Origin of the sequence: Microbacterium sp. 67-17, assembly GCF_001898325.1 — a bacterium.
GTDB lineage: Bacteria > Actinomycetota > Actinomycetes > Actinomycetales > Microbacteriaceae > Microbacterium > Microbacterium schleiferi.
The window spans coordinates 1-15662 of record NZ_MKTR01000020.1 but is presented as its reverse complement, the minus strand read 5'-3'; the positions used below and the strand labels follow the sequence as shown (position 1 = coordinate 15662).

16 protein-coding genes are annotated in these 15662 nt (G+C 66.8%); 13 read left to right on the top strand and 3 right to left on the bottom strand.

The features are described 5' to 3' along the window. Positions 1 to 7: 7 nt before the first annotated feature. Positions 8 to 1357: a magnesium transporter gene (gene mgtE, locus BGO47_RS08620; RefSeq protein ID WP_292710710.1), complete on the top strand. Its 1350-nt coding sequence runs from the start codon at positions 8 to 10 to the stop codon at positions 1355 to 1357. Positions 1358 to 1373: 16 nt separating this feature from the next. On the opposite strand, the gene BGO47_RS08615 is transcribed toward mgtE, so the two are convergent. Then, positions 1374 to 2657 (bottom strand): isochorismate synthase, encoded by a 1284-nt coding sequence (locus BGO47_RS08615; protein ID WP_292710708.1) that lies wholly within the window; start codon positions 2655 to 2657, stop codon positions 1374 to 1376. Between the two features lie 22 nt (positions 2658 to 2679). On the opposite strand from BGO47_RS08615, the gene BGO47_RS08610 reads away from it, so the two are divergent. The 11 genes from BGO47_RS08610 (at position 2680) to BGO47_RS08560 (ending at position 12826) form a co-directional block, all read left to right on the top strand. After that, the gene (locus BGO47_RS08610; RefSeq protein ID WP_292710706.1) at positions 2680 to 3252 is read left to right on the top strand and encodes a DUF402 domain-containing protein; all 573 of its coding nucleotides are present in this window, start codon (positions 2680 to 2682) and stop codon (positions 3250 to 3252) included. Positions 3253 to 3261: 9 nt separating this feature from the next. After that, the gene (locus BGO47_RS08605) at positions 3262 to 3999 is read left to right on the top strand and encodes a demethylmenaquinone methyltransferase (protein WP_292710704.1); all 738 of its coding nucleotides are present in this window, start codon (positions 3262 to 3264) and stop codon (positions 3997 to 3999) included. Between the two features lie 9 nt (positions 4000 to 4008). Continuing rightward, complete coding sequence (locus tag BGO47_RS08600; RefSeq protein WP_292710701.1) at positions 4009 to 5064, top strand: polyprenyl synthetase family protein; 1056 nt, start codon at positions 4009 to 4011, stop codon at positions 5062 to 5064. Positions 5065 to 5121: 57 nt separating this feature from the next. Then, complete coding sequence (locus BGO47_RS08595) at positions 5122 to 6495, top strand: FAD-dependent oxidoreductase (RefSeq protein WP_292710698.1); 1374 nt, start codon at positions 5122 to 5124, stop codon at positions 6493 to 6495. Beyond that, complete coding sequence (locus tag BGO47_RS08590; protein WP_292710694.1) at positions 6492 to 7694, top strand: multidrug effflux MFS transporter; 1203 nt, start codon at positions 6492 to 6494, stop codon at positions 7692 to 7694. The genes BGO47_RS08595 and BGO47_RS08590 overlap by 4 nt, the downstream gene beginning before the upstream one ends. A 96-nt stretch (positions 7695 to 7790) precedes the next feature. Then, positions 7791 to 8372: a hypothetical protein gene (locus BGO47_RS08585; protein ID WP_292710691.1), complete on the top strand. Its 582-nt coding sequence runs from the start codon at positions 7791 to 7793 to the stop codon at positions 8370 to 8372. A gap of 29 nt (positions 8373 to 8401) precedes the next feature. Beyond that, entirely contained in the window at positions 8402 to 9376 is a 975-nt protein-coding gene (locus tag BGO47_RS08580; protein ID WP_292710688.1) for an alpha/beta hydrolase, read from the top strand. A 54-nt stretch (positions 9377 to 9430) separates the two neighbouring features. Then, entirely contained in the window at positions 9431 to 10915 is a 1485-nt protein-coding gene (locus BGO47_RS08575) for a class I SAM-dependent DNA methyltransferase (protein WP_292710686.1), read from the top strand. Continuing rightward, complete coding sequence (locus tag BGO47_RS08570) at positions 10912 to 12081, top strand: restriction endonuclease subunit S (protein ID WP_292710682.1); 1170 nt, start codon at positions 10912 to 10914, stop codon at positions 12079 to 12081. Before BGO47_RS08575 ends, BGO47_RS08570 begins: the two co-directional genes overlap by 4 nt. Before the next feature lie 92 nt (positions 12082 to 12173). After that, entirely contained in the window at positions 12174 to 12446 is a 273-nt protein-coding gene (locus BGO47_RS08565) for a hypothetical protein (RefSeq protein WP_292710679.1), read from the top strand. Next, complete coding sequence (locus BGO47_RS08560; RefSeq protein ID WP_292710676.1) at positions 12443 to 12826, top strand: PIN domain-containing protein; 384 nt, start codon at positions 12443 to 12445, stop codon at positions 12824 to 12826. Before BGO47_RS08565 ends, BGO47_RS08560 begins: the two co-directional genes overlap by 4 nt. A gap of 110 nt (positions 12827 to 12936) precedes the next feature. Here the strand turns inward: BGO47_RS08560 and BGO47_RS08555 are convergent, their stop codons facing one another. Then, positions 12937 to 13419: a hypothetical protein gene (locus BGO47_RS08555; RefSeq protein ID WP_292710673.1), complete on the bottom strand. Its 483-nt coding sequence runs from the start codon at positions 13417 to 13419 to the stop codon at positions 12937 to 12939. Positions 13420 to 13435: 16 nt separating this feature from the next. Next, entirely contained in the window at positions 13436 to 14308 is an 873-nt protein-coding gene (locus BGO47_RS08550) for an Ltp family lipoprotein (RefSeq protein WP_195692248.1), read from the bottom strand. A 148-nt stretch (positions 14309 to 14456) separates the two neighbouring features. On the opposite strand from BGO47_RS08550, the gene BGO47_RS08545 reads away from it, so the two are divergent. Next, complete coding sequence (locus BGO47_RS08545) at positions 14457 to 15623, top strand: DUF222 domain-containing protein (protein WP_292710666.1); 1167 nt, start codon at positions 14457 to 14459, stop codon at positions 15621 to 15623. The last annotated feature ends 39 nt before the right edge of the window (positions 15624 to 15662 follow it).

The window sequence follows — 15662 nt, the reverse complement described above, 5'->3', positions numbered from 1 at the left end:
GCGCCCCATGGATGACGAGTTCGAGGGATTCCTTGAGACGGTGACGCCGCTCCTGCGCGACCGCCGGCTCGATGAGCTGCGTACGTTGCTCGCAGGGCAGGATGCCGCAGCCATCGCAGGGCTGCTGGAGCGAGAGGATGCCCGCGACCGTGCCGTGCTCTACCGGCTGCTGCGGCGCGATCAGGCGCTGGAGGCGTTCGAGCTGCTCGATCCGGGCATGCGTGCAGAGCTCATCGGTGGGCTCCGCGAAGAGGACGTGGCGAAGGTCTTCGAGGAACTCGACCCCGACGATCGTGCGCAGTTGATCGACGAGCTTCCGGCCGGTGTCGCGCGCCAGCTGATGCGGGGACTCTCACCAGCCGAGCGCGAGCTGACAGCCCCCATGCTCGGCTATCCGAAGAACAGCGTCGGCCGGTTCATGAGCACCGAGTATGTGCGCCTTGCCCCGCAGCTGACGGTCGGCGATGCGCTGAGCCACGTGCGTCATCGCGGCACGGATGCCGAGACCGTCTACATGCTCCCGGTGACGTCGCCGCACCGCCGGGTCCTCGGCGTCGTGGGCTTGCGGGAACTCGTCATGGGACGATCTGACCTGCTCGTCGAAGAGTTGATGGGTGAAGCGAGAACGGCCCACGCCACGGATGCTGCAGAAGCTGCTGCGCGGTCTCTCGTCGACTCCGGTCTTCTCGCGATGCCGATCGTCGACAGCGAAGACCGCCTTCTCGGCATCCTCACCGTGGACGATGCAGCCCGCATCCTCGAGGAGGCTGAAGACACGGATGCCGCGCGCCAAGGTGCCTCCGAGCCGCTCGGCCGCCCCTACCTCACGACACCCGTGCTACGGATCGTCCGTGCGCGCGTCGTGTGGCTCCTGGTGCTCGCGGTCTCGGCGCTGCTCACGGTGCAGGTGCTCGGGATCTTCGAAGCGACGCTGGAGCAGGTCGTGACCCTCGCCCTGTTCATTCCACTGCTGACCGGCACAGCGGGGAACACCGGTTCGCAGGCCGCGACGACCGTCACCCGTGCCCTCGCGATGGGAGAGGTGCGAAAACGCGACGCGCTCACTGTGATGTGGCGGGAGGTGCGCGTCGGAGCATTCCTCGGGGGTCTTCTCGGCATCCTCGGCTTCGCGCTTGCAAGTCTCGTGTTCGACCCGGCGCTCGGAGCGGTGATCGGACTCACGCTGCTGTTCATCTGCACGCTGGCAGCGACAGTGGGTGGGCTCATGCCGATCCTCGCGATGGCGGTGCGCGCCGACCCGGCGGTGTTCAGCACGCCGTTCATCTCGACGTTCTGTGACGCGACGAGCCTCATCATCTACTTCCTCGTCGCGACCTGGATCCTGCAGCTGGGCTGACCGCGGGAAGGAACGCTCAGGCGAGGGCGTCGACGATGGGCCGGAACTTCACGCGCGTTTCGAGGAGTTCCGTTTCGGGGTCGCTTGCTGCCACGATGCCCGCACCGGCGTGGGCGACGACCGGGATCGTGTCGCTGTCGGCGGTGTCATGCTGCGGTTCGACGCCGATCTGAGCGCAGCGCAGGGCGATCGCCCACTCGCCGTCGCCGCGGGCGTCGATCCACCCCACCGGCCCGGCGTAGCGGCCGCGATCGAAGGGCTCGAGGCGACGGATGACGTCGACGGCGGCATCCGTCGGCGTGCCCGCGACGGCAGCGGTCGGATGCAGCACCTTGACGAGGTCGAGCGCTGACGTGCCGTTCGACAGTCGCCCCGAGATATCGGTGGCGAGGTGCCACAGATTGGGAAGCTCGAGTAGGTGCGGCTGTTCGGGAGCGACGAGATCGCGGGTGAGGGGGCTGAGTGCATCGACAACGCTCGTGACCGCGAACCGGTGCTCGTCGAGGTCTTTTCGGCTCGCTTCGAGCGCCTGCGCGGCAGCGACGTCCTCGTCGGCATCCGCGCCGCGTGCCGTGGTGCCAGCGAGCACGCGCGCCGTCACGGCGCCCCGGTCGACGGTGATGAGAGTCTCGGGGCTCGCGCCGATGAGGCCGTCGACCGCGAAGGTCCAGGTGTCGGGATAGCTCGTGGCCAGTGCGCGGACGAGCCGGCGCAGATCAGCGTCGGCCGGGATCGTGCCGACGAGGTCGCGAGCCAAGACGACCTTCTCGACCTCGCCCGCAGTGATCGCCTCAATCCCCGAGCGCACCGCCCGCTGGTAGCCGTCAGGCTCGAGAAGACCGGGGCCGAGGGTCGCTGACCAGTGGGGGCCGTAGGGCACGGATGCCGGCTGCTCGCGCTCGGGCTCGGGGTCGCTCTCCTGACGGATCGTCGTCACCCACGCCCGACCGCCGTGCACGCCGGTGATCGCCTGCGGAACGACAAGAAACGGGGGTTCGGCCGACTCGGGGTCGAATCCCAGCGCGCCGAAACCGACCAGACCGGTGCCGGGCAACTGCAGGGGATCGCTGATGCGGGCGTGGCCGACCAGCTCGCGCCAGATCTCGGCGATCGGGCGAGACAGCGGCGGCGAACCCGGCGCGCCGATCGTGACGACCGCCGCGCCGGAGCCGACGATGCCTTCGCCCCGACGCAGCCACGCCAGCGGATTGTGCGGGTCGGTCAGTGACAGCAGATCGGCGACCGGCTCGATCTCCCTCGTCTCGACCACCAGCGGTGGGAGAGGGGGATTGCGGGTCACCTCACCAGCCTAGACTTCCGGCGTGGATGCGGATCGACGCGGGCGCCCGGCGCCTGGCACGGTGACCCAGTTTCGGTGGCGCAAGTGGGACGGCAGCGTCCATTGGGTGCACGACTGCGTCTATCTCGGCCACGACAGCTGGGGAGAGTGGTTCGGGCAGCCGGCGGGGTGGCGCAGCATCCGTCCCGGCCGGGATGTCGTGACGGCGGCGCCGAACGTGACCCTCATGCCTCCGAGCGGCGAGTACGCGATGACGGTGAACGCTGCGCCGTCACGGACCCGCATCTATATCGACCTCGGCTGGGACATCGGCTGGTCGCAGACAGTCCCCGGCGCCCCGGAGGGCATCGACATGGATCTGGATGTCGTGCGAGCCCTCGATGAGCGCGGGATCTGGATCGACGATCGAGATGAGTGGGACGAGCACCGCGTCCACTACGGCTACCCGCCTCACGTGGTCGAGCGGCTCGAGGCGCTCGCGGTCGACCTCGAGCGGCGGGTGACTGCCGCCGAGGCTCCCTTCGATGACGTGACGGCGGATGCCTGGCTCGAGCGCCTCGCCTCCCTCGGGCTTCCCCCGCAAGGGGAGTCCTAGACTCGACGGGTGACCCAGTCCCATCGCGCAGATCTTCAGAAAGACCCTGCCCGCGTCAGCGGGATGTTCGATGAGGTCGCGGCAGGCTACGACCGCACGAACACGATCCTGAGCGTCGGCAACGACCGTCTGTGGCGCATCGCGACGACGCGCGCGCTGTCGCCGCGTCCGGGTCAGCGCATCCTCGACCTCGCGGCAGGGACCGGCACCTCGAGTGTTGCGATCGCGCGGACGGGTGCCGAGGTCGTCGCCGCTGACTTCTCGCCCGGCATGATCGCCGAGGGGCGCCGTCGCCATGCGGGGATGCCTGGCGTGAGCTTCGTCGAGGCCGATGCGACCAACCTGCCGTTCGAGGACGAAGAGTTCGACGCTGTGACGATCTCGTTCGGACTCCGAAACGTCCAGGATGCCGACGCGGGCCTGCGCGAAATGCTGCGGGTCACCAAGCCGGGCGGGCGCCTCGTGATCTGCGAGTTCTCACATCCGACCTCTCCCGCGATCTCCGCTCTGTATCGGTTCTACAACAACCGCATCCTTCCCCCGATCGCACGACTCGTGAGTTCCAACGGCGACGCCTACGACTACCTGAACGAATCCATCCGGGCGTGGTCAGACCAACCGGCGCTGGCAGGCCGCATCCGGGCGGCTGGGTGGGCAGATGTGGCCTGGCGCAACCTGACGTTCGGTGTGGTTGCGCTGCACCGCGCGCGTAAGCCTGTCGGGGATGGTGCCTCCGAGCCCCGGTAGGCTTGTGCTGTGACCCCCTCTGCGTCAAGTTCCCGAATCGCGAGCCAGCTGGGTCTCGCGGAACGGATCTTCGCGGGCCCCCGTGCGCGTCGTCTCATTGAGAGCGTCGAGGCGGGGCTCGATCGGGTCGATGCGAACCTCGAGCGGGAGCTTCACGTTTCGGATGCGCTCGCCGACGCGACAAGCCGGTACCTGTTTGATGCCGGCGGCAAGCGCGTGCGTCCGATGCTTGCGCTGCTGACCGCGCACCTGGGTGACGGGGTCACCGAGGACGTGGTCGAGGCTGCCACGGCGCTCGAGCTGACCCACCTCGGTTCGCTCTATCACGACGACGTGATGGATGACGCCGACAAGCGTCGCGGGGTGCCGAGCGCTCACTCGGTGTGGGGCAATAACATCGCCATCCTCACCGGTGACCTGCTCTTTGCGCGGGCGAGCCAGATCATGGCGCGCCTTGGCGAGGGAGCCATCCGACTCCAGGCGAACACGTTCGAGCGGCTCGTGCTCGGCCAGATGCACGAGACTGTCGGGCCGACGGATGCCGACGACCGCGTCGCGTTCTACCTGCAGGTCTTGGCAGACAAGACCGGATCGCTGATTGCGGCGGCTGCGCAGTCGGGCATCATCTTCAGCAACGCCCCCGGCGAGTACGAAGAGCCGGTGCGCACCTTCGGTGAGGCAGCCGGCGTTGCCTTCCAGCTTCTGGATGACGTGATCGATCTCTCGGCCGACCCCGACGAGACCGGCAAGGTGCCGGGAACGGACCTCCGCGCCGGTGTGCCGACGATGCCGTACCTGCTACTCGCGCGCCGCGACGACACCGAAGCCCGCGCCCTTCGCGACAGGATCGACGAGGGCGTCGCCCGGATCGCCGACGGCGAGGACCCCGCGCTGCTGGACGAGCCCCTAGCGATGCTGCGGACCGACCGATCAACGCGCGAGACGGTGGAGCTCGCCAACGCCTGGTCGCGCGATGCGATCGCGGCTCTCGATCCCATCCCCGACGGCCCGGTCCGCGAAGCCCTCACGAGGTTCGCGCAGGCCGTCGCCGACCGCTCGAGCTGAGGCCGTCCCGGCGCTCTCGCGCCGAATCACCGTGCTCTCGCGTCCCGAAAGGAACACATGACCACTCTGAGGTTGGCCATCGTCGGCGCAGGCCCGGCAGGCATCTACGCTGCTGACATCCTGCTGAAAGCGGAGCGCGCGTTCGACGTGTCGATCGACCTGTTCGAGCAACTGCCTGCGCCGTACGGCCTCGTGCGCTATGGCGTAGCTCCCGACCACCCTCGCATCAAGGGCGTCATCACGGCCCTGCGCGAAGTGCTCGACAGGGGAGACATCCGCATTTTCGGCAACGTCGAGTTCGGTCGCGACATCACGCTCGACGATCTGAAGCGCCACTACAACGCCGTCATCTTCGCGACCGGTGCCGTTCGGGATGCGACCCTCGACATCCCGGGGATCGACGCCGAAGGGTCGTATGGCGCTGCCGACTTCGTGAGCTGGTTCGACGGGCACCCCGATGTGCCGCGCACGTGGCCATTGACGGCGCAGTCCGTTGCCGTCGTCGGCAACGGCAACGTCGCCCTCGACATCACCCGCATCCTTGCCAAGCACGCCGATGATCTGCTTCCCACCGAGATCCCGGCGAACGTCTACGAGGGACTCAAGGCGTCGCCTGTGACCGACGTTCACGTCTTCGGCCGTCGCGGCCCCGCGCAGGTCAAGTTCACCCCTCTCGAGTTGCGCGAGCTCGGCGAGCTGCGGGATGTCGACATGGTCGTCTACGACGAGGACTTCGACTACGACGAGGCATCCCGTACCGCGATCGAGAGCAACAAGCAGGTCAAGGTCATCGACCGCGTTCTGCAGGAGTGGCGGACTCGCCCGGGCGTGAACAACGCCGGGGGGACGGCGTCCCGTCGCCTTCACCTGCACTTCTGGGCGCGACCCGTCGAGGTGAAGGTGGACGAGACGGGTCATGTGTCGGGCTTCGTCTACGAGCGCACGCGTCCCGACGGGCAGGGCGGTGTCGCCGGAACCGGTGAGTTCCGCGAGGTTCCCATCCAAGCCATCTACCGCGCCGTCGGCTACTTCGGGTCACCTCTTCCCGAGGTGCCCTTCGATGAGCGGCACGGTGTCATTCCCAACCACGAGGGGCAGGTTCTTCGCGCCGACTCCAATGAGCGGGCGCCGGGACTGTACGCGACCGGATGGATCAAGCGCGGCCCGGTCGGCCTGATCGGTCACACCAAGTCGGACGCGATGGAGACCGTCCGTCACCTCATCAACGATCAGGGTTCGTGGTGGCAGCCCGAAGACCCGTCGGAAGCCGCTATCCCCGCGCTCCTTGCCGAGCGAGGCGTGCGGTGGACGGACCTTGAAGGTTGGCATCGCCTCGATCAGCACGAGATCGGCCTCGGCGAACCCCAGGGGCGTGCCCGCATCAAGGTGGTGCCTCGCGACGAGATGGTCACCATCTCTCGAGGCGAGTGAGTCCCCCGCGGAGGCTGTCGCCGGGGCTGATCGCAGCTCTCGGCTTCGTCTCCGCTGTCGGTCCGTTCGCGACCGACATGTATCTCGCGTCCTTCACCGACATCGCGGGCGACCTCGGCGTTGATGCCGCCGCCGTGCAGCTCACGCTGACCTCCTTCCTCGTGGGCGTTGCGGTCGGGCAGCTCGTGCTCGGACCCTGGTCCGATCGCGTTGGGCGTCGGCCGGTCCTCATCGTGGGCGGGGTTGTCTTCGCTCTGTCGAGCATCGCGCTGGTGTTCGCCCCGACGATCGCGGTGTTCGTCATCCTGCGTTTCGTGCAGGGATTCGCGGGGTCGGCAGGCATGGTCCTCGGGCGCGCCGTGGCTGTCGATCTCAGCCCCAAGGACACGGCGGTGCGCGCACTGAGCCTCATCGTGGTGGTCGTCGGGGTTGCGCCGCTGGTCGCACCGCCGATCGGCGGTCTGCTCAGCGAGTTCGTTGGCTGGCGCGGAGTGATGGCTGCGCTTGCGATCGTTGCGGTGGTAATGCTGGTCGTGTCGCTGGCTCTTGTTCCGGAATCCCTTCCCGTCGAGCATCGCCACACCGCCGGGATGTCGCAGACGCTCGGTGCTTTTCGCGCGCTGCTCGCCGACCGGGCCTTTCCCCTCTACGCGGGTGCCTACGCGCTCACGTTCGGGGCGATCATGGCGTACGTGTCGGCATCGCCGTTCGTCGGTCAGGTGGTGCTCGGGATGTCGCCGACGGTGTACTCGGTCTCGTTCGCTGTTGCAGCCAGCGGCGTCATCCTCTCGAACATCGTGAACGCCCGGGTCGCCGTGCGGTTCGGACCGAGACGGATGCTGGGTGTCGGCCTCGGCGCCACGGCCTGCGCCGCAGCGCTTCTGCTCGTGCTGACGCTGACCGGCACGCTCACGATCCCGGGCTTCATCGCCGGCGCGTTTCTGCTCACCCTCGGGCTCGGGTTCACGATGTCCAATGCCAGTGCGCTGGGCCTTGCCCGCGCCGATCGAGCCCGCGGTGCAGGCTCAGCAATCCTGGGGACATCGCAGTTCGTGGTCGGCGCTGTCGCATCACCGCTCGTGGGGTTGGCGGGAGAGGACACGGCGGTGCCGATGGCCGTGGTCATTGCGGCGATGATGGCGCTCTCGCTGCTGCTCGGCATCCTGGCCCTGCGAACAACCCGTCGCGGTCGCCGCTGAGCAGACGGGCGCGCGCTCTCCTCGTGTTTTACATTGGGGAAGTCCAGAGTGTGTGCAGGTGAGGTGGTCGCCCGCGCACTGTACGAAGGAGTACCTATGTTCCGGTTCCGTTTTCTTCCTGCCGTTGCCGTCGTCGGCATTCTGGTGCTCGTGGGCTGTGCGCCGACGCCCGAGCCCTCGACCACGCCGAGCTCTGAGGTGACGCAGAACGACACGCCCAGCTCTGAGCCGACGCAAGAACCACAGTCGTTCGTCGGCAACGTCCCCGCGGACTGTGCCGCCGTCGGTACGGCTGAGAGCCGCGCCGACTCGGTCGACCAGCTGAATCTGCAGGGCGACGGCGTCGGCTTCGTCCGTCCGGCTCCCGAGGGCGCCACGCTGCTGCTCGGGTGCGACTGGTTCGCCGGCGACACGTCAGGGGTGCTGTTGCTGATCAGCGAGGTCGACCCCGCGGCTGCTGAGGCCTACGTCGCGACCCTTCCCGATCAGGGCTACACCTACGTCACGGGGGATGCCGGAAACCCGGTATGCCAGATGGTCACGCCGAACTCCCAGTACCCCGTCGACACTGTCGAGACGATCACGAGCCGCGAGGACATCTGGATCTACTCGTCAGCGACGAACATCGATGCCGACATGCTGCTCAGCGATCTGAATCTGCAGATCTGGGGCAACTGAGCGAGAGCATGTGCCGATAGTCTCGGCACATGGAAGAGGTGTGGCTTCCTGACTTGCTCGGCGGTCGCTTCCGGCAGCGCACGCTGAGTCTGGGCAGCGACGCCGAGGGCGAGATCGTCGCCACGCTCGTGCGACTGCTGCCGTCGTGGCCTGCCTCCTGGACGGGACGTCTTCGCGACGTCGATGTTCTCTACGTGCACGGGTGGTCGGACTACTTCTTCCAGACCAGCCTCGCGCAGTGGTGGGCTGACCGGGGCGCCCGGTTCTATGCGCTCGATCTGCGCAAGTACGGACGGAGCCTGCGCCCGGGTCAGACTCCGGGTTACGTCTCCTCGCTGTCCGCGTACGACGCAGACATTGCTGCGGCGCTGTCCGCGATGGGACGGGACGAGAGGCCGCGGCGGCGTCTCGTGCTGCTCGGCCACTCCACGGGAGGGCTCACGCTGTCGCTGTGGGCGGCACGGCATCCGGGGCTTGCATCGGCCCTCGTGCTCAACAGTCCGTGGCTGGAGTTTCAGACAGGGGCCCGGGGTCGGGAGGCGCTCTCGCCGTTGGTGGCGGCCCGTGCTCGGTGGGATCCGTTGGGCATGCATCCGGTTGTCGATCTCGGCTTCTATACCCGCGCGCAGCGCGAGGTCGGAACCCTGCCGGAGGCGCCGGACGGATGGCGACCTGAGCGCGGCTTCCCGACAACCCCGGGCTGGCTCAAGGCGGTGCTCGACGGCCACGAGGCCGTTGCGGACGGCATCGAAGTGGGATGCCCCGCGCTCGTCATGCTCTCGCAGCGGTCGAGCTCACCGCTGATGTGGCGCCCCGACATGCTCGAGACCGACTCTGTGCTCGTCGTCGATGACATCGCCAAGGCTGCGACTCGCCTCGGCCGTCTCGTCACGATCGCGAGAATCGACGGCGCGCTCCACGACGTGTTCCTCTCCCGCGCATCCGCACGGGATGAGGCCTACCGTGCGCTGGGGGAGTGGATGCAGTCGCAGGCGCTTCGGTAGGTGTCGGCGAGCTCCATTAGCGTGGAGGGGTTGCACGGATCGAGGGGACATAGCGTGGTCACGGGTGAACTGAGACGCCAGGTCGACAAGGTCTGGGACGCCTTCTGGTCGGGCGGCATCGCCAACCCCGTCGAGGTGATCGAGCAGATCACGTATCTGCTGTTCATCCGGCGTCTCGACGATCTGCAGCTCCTTGCCGAGAAGAAGGCCGCCCGCTTCGGCGAGGAGGTCGAGAACCCGGTCTTTCCCGACGGCTACGACAGCGACCTGCCGAGCCGTCGGCCGTATCGCGATCTGCGGTGGAGCGTGTTCACGAACTACGCGCCCGCCGAGATGTTCGAGGTCGTCTCCGAGCACGTGTTCCCGTGGCTGCGCCGGCTCGGTGCCGAGGGGTCGAGCTACGCGCGGAACATGCGCGATGCCCGGTTCACGCTCCCGACCCCGGCGCTGCTGACGAAGGTCGTCGATCTGCTGCACGAGATTCCGATGGAAGATCGCGACACCAAGGGCGACATCTACGAGTACATGCTCTCGAAGCTCGCCACCAGCGGCACGAACGGGCAGTTCCGCACGGCCCGGCACATCATCAAGCTCATGGTCGACCTGCAGCGTCCGCGCCCCGACGACCTCATCATCGACCCTGCCGTCGGAACCGCGGGATTCCTCGTGGCTGCCGAGGAGTACCTGCGCGATCACCACCCCGAGCTGTGGGCGGATGCCGCCAGCCGCGCCCACTTCAACGGCCCGATGTTCACGGGCTACGACTCCGATGCTGCGATGGCCCGCATCGCGAGCATGAACATGCTGCTGCACGGCGTCGAGAATCCGACGATCGAGCGCGCGGACTCGCTGTCGGAGGGGCATCCGGGCGATGACCGCTACACGCTCGTGCTCGCCAATCCGCCGTTTGCCGGTTCGCTCGATCAAGAGACCGTCTCGAAGGATCTGCAGAAGCTCGTCAAGACCCGCAAGACCGAGCTGCTCTTTCTGGTGCTCATGATCCGGATGCTGCGCAACGGTGGGCGCGCCGCGGTCATCGTGCCCGAGGGGGTGCTGTTCGGGTCGAGCAACGCGCACAAGGCGGTGCGCAAGCTGCTGATCGATGACCACAAACTGGATGCCGTCATCAAGCTGCCCTCGGGAACGTTCAAGCCCTACACCGGGGTCTCGACCGCCATCCTGCTGTTCACGAAGACCTCGTCGGGTGGCACCGACCGGGTGTGGTTCTACGACGTGCGCGCCGACGGCATGACCCTCGACGACAAGCGCACCCCCATCGACGCGAACGACCTTCCCGACGTGCTGGCCCGGTGGCAGAACCTGGATGCCGAGGCCGCGCGAGTGCGCACCGACCAGAGCTTCTTCGTACCGAAGCAAGAGATCGTCGACAACGGCTACGACCTGAGCCTCAACCGCTATAAGGAGATCGAGATCGAGGAGGTCGAGCACCGTTCCCCGACGGAGATTCTCGATGAACTGGATGCCCTCGAAGTCGAGATTCAAGACGGCCTCAAGCGCCTGCGGGAGATGCTCGCGTGAGGTGGGTGCGCATCGGCGACCTCGTGACGGTCACGGGCGGCGGCACACCGCGGATGTCGGAGCCATCGTTCTTCGGTGGTGAAATCCCTTGGGTCACGCCGAAAGACATGAAGCAGCACACGGTTGATAGATCTGCGATCCGACTTAGCTCGACCGGTGTCGCGAACTCGCCCGCCAAGATTGTCGACGCTGGATCGACACTCGTGGTCGTGCGGTCGGGCGTGCTAAAGCACACACTCCCGGTCGCGATTGCTGCGCGTCCGCTAGCTCTGAATCAGGACATGAAGGCTCTCTCTCCAAAGCGCGACCTGGTTACTCCTGAATACCTCGTCCGCCTGGTCAAGGCGCAAGAGTCGCGCGTACTCAGATCAGTGCGCGCTACGACAGCAGACAATTTCCCCATCGATACCTTGCTCAGAATCGAGATCCCCCTCCCTCCTCTCCCCGAGCAGCGCCGCATCGCCGCAATCCTCGACGACGCCGATGCCCTCCGCTCGACGAGACGTGAGTCGCTTCGGCTACTACGTGCCGTTCCTGGCGAGGTCCTCGCCGTACGCGATTCACGAGGGTGGAACGCGGTTTCGCTGGGAGAAGTTGCCTCGCTTCAGGGCGGACTGACGGTGAGCGCTCGCCGGGCGACGCTTCCGCGGAGGGCAGGATACCTGCGAGTTGCGAACGTGTTCCGAGGCGCTATCGATCTGACCGAGATCAAGGATCTCGGCGTGACGCAAGCCGAACTCGAACGCACGCGCATTCGGCTCGGTGACTTGTTAGTGGTTGAAGGTCACGGAAACCCCGATGAAGTCGGCAGAGCCGCGTTGGTCACCGAGCTCCCCTCAGCGGATCTCACGCATCAGAATCACCTGTTCCGCCTGCGGCCAAACGCAGAGCGAGTTCTCGGTCGTTTTCTGGAACTGGTCCTCAACTCATCTGATTCCCGCGAGTACTTTCGTCGCGTCGCCAATACGACGTCCGGTCTGAACACCCTCAACGCCACGAGCGTCCGCTCGCTGAGAATGCGCCTCGCGCCCCTCGCCATCCAGGACGAGGTCGTGCGGGAAGTCGACGGCGTGAGCAATTCGATCCGCGCTGCTGAGCGTAGCTCTGCTCAACTCGACGAACTGTTCGCATCCCTCCAGCACCGAGCGTTCCGCGGCGAGCTGTGACCTGCTCACGGACGACGAGGGTCGTCGCCTGACCCTTGATTCTGATACCCCAGTCTTGCAGAATAGCTCTGTTCGAGAGAAATAGAGCTGAAATGTCAGATTCAGACCTGAACGAGCCGCAGGTTCCCATCAGCGTGTTCAAGGCGAACCCGATCGCGTACGCGACGACGGGTGCTGTGGTGATGGTGCATAACAAGCCGCGGCTGCGTGTCGTGCCTATCGCTGCCGATCCTGACGCGACCCTCGCCGAGGTCAAGGCGCGGCTGCGCGTGCTCAATGCCCTCATCGATCAGGCGGATGCCGATGACGAGCGTCGCGCGCTCGCGGCTGAGCGTGACGCCGACCTCCTCGAGGACGCGCAGTGACGGGGCTCCTCGACACGAGTGTGCTGATCGGTCCGATACCCGCCCCCGTCATCGAGAGCATCGAACGGTACGCAGCACCGTACCTCGTGCGGGCCGAGCTTCTTCGCGGCCAACGCCGATTCGAGTTATCGCCGAACATGCGCCAGCGCGCGCTGGCGCGAGCACAGCTGATCGCGGCGCTGGATGATCTGCACGGGTTCTGGCGGCCTTTCGGGGCCGCGGAGTCCGACGCATTCGCTGAGCTGCGCGCCTCGAGCGAGCAAGCCGTGCGATCCAAAGATGCCATCATCGCAGCGCACGCGATCGCTGCGGGTCAGACGCTCATCACCGCAGACCACGGGTTCACGAGATTCCAGGGCCTCGAGGTCGACCTCATTTGAGGGGGGCCCGAACGCGCAGCGGCATCCAGCGGAAAGGGTGTGGATGCCGGCGCGCAACATCCACACCCGTAGATCACTCGACGATCTCGAAGATGATGTCGAGCCCGTCGTCAGGGTGATAGCTCCAGCTGGCCGAGATGTCGTCCCACTCTCCCGATTGACGTCCATCGAGTGATCGCGGAATACATGAGCTCCTTCACCGATGCCGGCGCTCCGACAGCTTCGATGATGCAGTCCAGGTCGCTGAACGAGACGTCACCGCTGCCGAAATCCTCGCCTTCGCCGTCGACGATCATCGTCCTACCCTCATCGGCGATCTCGACAACGCCGTCCAGGTTGCACTGGTTGGCAGCATCCGAGAAGAACTCGCTCTTCGCTTGCTCGGCGGCTTCGGCCATCGCAGCGTCATCGGCGCGCTGCGCAGCACCGATGACAACCGCCGTCACAGCGGAGCCGGCGGCGGCACCGACCAGCAGCGAGACGACACCGACCACGATCGGTACCACCCACCTGCTGCCTGCAGGTGCGGGTCTTGCCGCGGTTGGCGGCGGTGTCTCGGGCGGGGCCAAGGGTTGTTCGTTGATGTTCGACATGCGTTCTCCCTAGCCCTCAGTAGCCGACGGCCGTCAGGGCGTACTCGGCCTGCTCGGGCGTGAACTGTTCGCCGTATTCGCTCGTGAGCTGCTCGTACAGGCCCTGTCGCGAGAACGACGTGAAGTCCAGGTATGACTGCGCGGACTCGGCGGCCTCGGCGTTCCAGTCCACCAGACCGTTCTGCTCGAGATGGGCGATGGCAAACTCGGCATCCGCGGCCTCGAATCCCTCGCCGTACTCGCTCGTGAGCTGCTCGAACAGGCCCGCGCGTGAGAAAGCTGTGAAGTCCAGGTACGACTGCGCAGACCTGATCGCGTTCTGCTGACCGAGCGTCAGCTGCGGCTTCTCCTCCAGGGTCAGGACGACCGTCGCACCTTCCTCGATCTCGGTGCCCTCGGCGACATCCTGCGCGATCACCGGCATCGATTCGTCGCCGTCGGTCGCGACACGGATGCCGAGGGTCTCGAGAACAGTGCGGGCTGTCGCGCCATCCATGCCGACGACGTTCGGCACGATGATCAGCACCTGTTCGGCCTCGGTGGTGGCGGCCGCCTGCTCGGTCGTGCGCACCGATGCGGCGGGTGCAGCATCCGAGGTTGATCGCCCGCCTCCCAGCGCGCTGCCGATCCCACCGATGACGATCAGACCGACGACGACTGCGGCCGGGATGATGACCGCCTTGCGCGTGTACCACGGCCGCTTCGAGGGGGCGGGGACGGCGGCATCCACAGGGGCGGCGGCATCTGTTGCGCCGGGCTGGCGCACCAGGTCGGTGCGCCAGGTGGAACCATCCCAGTACATTTCGGCGCCGGGCGCGGCCTCGGCGCCCGGATGCGGGTACCAGCCTGCCGGAGTGGACGATGATGTGGTGTTGCTGTTCTCATCCATGAGAACACCCTTCGGGTCGGATTAGGCGCGCACCCCCGGCGCGCGCCACCGGCCGGTGGCCAGTGGAACAGGACATACCACCCCTCCGACATTGCGCGCGGCGACACCGGCCGGATCAATGTCGGAACCCCCTCGTAGTGTCGGGGGTATGGATGAGGTTGGCATGGGCGAGTCGGGGCAGTGGCCCGAGGCTCAGGATGCTGACGCGTTCCTGCATGAGAGCGATGTGCGTGAGTGGGATGCCGAGGTCGGGTGGGTTCCGCCGCGTCCGGATGCTGTTGCCCTGGTGCTGGAGGCTGCTGACCTTGAGGCGGTGTTCGCTGCGCAGCGGTTTGCGCGGGTCGATGACCTGCGTCTGGAAGCGCTGGATGATGTCACCCGGTATGGGGGCGGGTCTCGGGAGCTGGTGATGCGGTCCCTGCGGTTGGAGCTCGCTGCAGCGTTGCGGGTCACGGAGAACGCTGCGGGGATGATGCTCGCCCGCGCCGAATCCCTCGTCCACTCCTACCCGGCCGTGTTGGAGTCGCTCTCGCGTGCGGGGGTGACGGTTCGTCACGCGGAGATCCTCGTCGATGACCTCGACGTGCTCCAACCCGATGTCGCGGCGGGCCTGGTGGGGCGGGCGTTGGAGCTCGCGGAATCGTTGCCGGTGGGGTCATTCCGGCGGGCGCTGCGGCGGTTGATTGACCGGGAAACCGCCCCGAGCCTGACGGAACGCCACGAAGCCGCGGTGCGGACCCGTCGGATCATGGTGGAACCTGCGGGGGATTCGATGTCGTGGGTGCACGCGTTGGTCCCGTCGGTGGAAGCCCACGCGATCTACGGGCGGGTCACCCAGAAAGCGGTGGTGATCCGTGACCACGACCGCGGCACCACCCGCGGCGGGCAGTCGGGGGATGGGTCGGAACGGTCGTTGGATGAGATCCGCGCTGACGTGTTCTGCGACCTCCTCATCGACGGAACCGTTCCCCAACACCCGGAGCAGGCGCGGGGCATCCGCGCGACCGTGGTGGTGACCGTCCCCGCCCTGGCCCTCCTCGGTACGGAGGGGGTTACTGATCCTGCGGAAGTCGAAGGCGTCGGTCCGATCCCCATCGAACGGGCCCGGGAACTCGCCGGTAACGCGTCGGGGTGGATGCGGGTGCTCACCCACCCCGAAACCGGGGCCGTCATCAGCGTCGGGCGCACACGGTATCGGCCACCCCCGGAGCTGGCGAAACTGGTGAAGTGGCGGGCTGACCGGTGCATGAGCCCAGGATGCGGGAAACCGGGCTTGTCAAGTCTTCTGTGTAAGCGGGTTGGTGTTGGTGGTTAGAGGTAGGGGGTGATGCGGTCGGGGTAGGCGAGTGCGAGT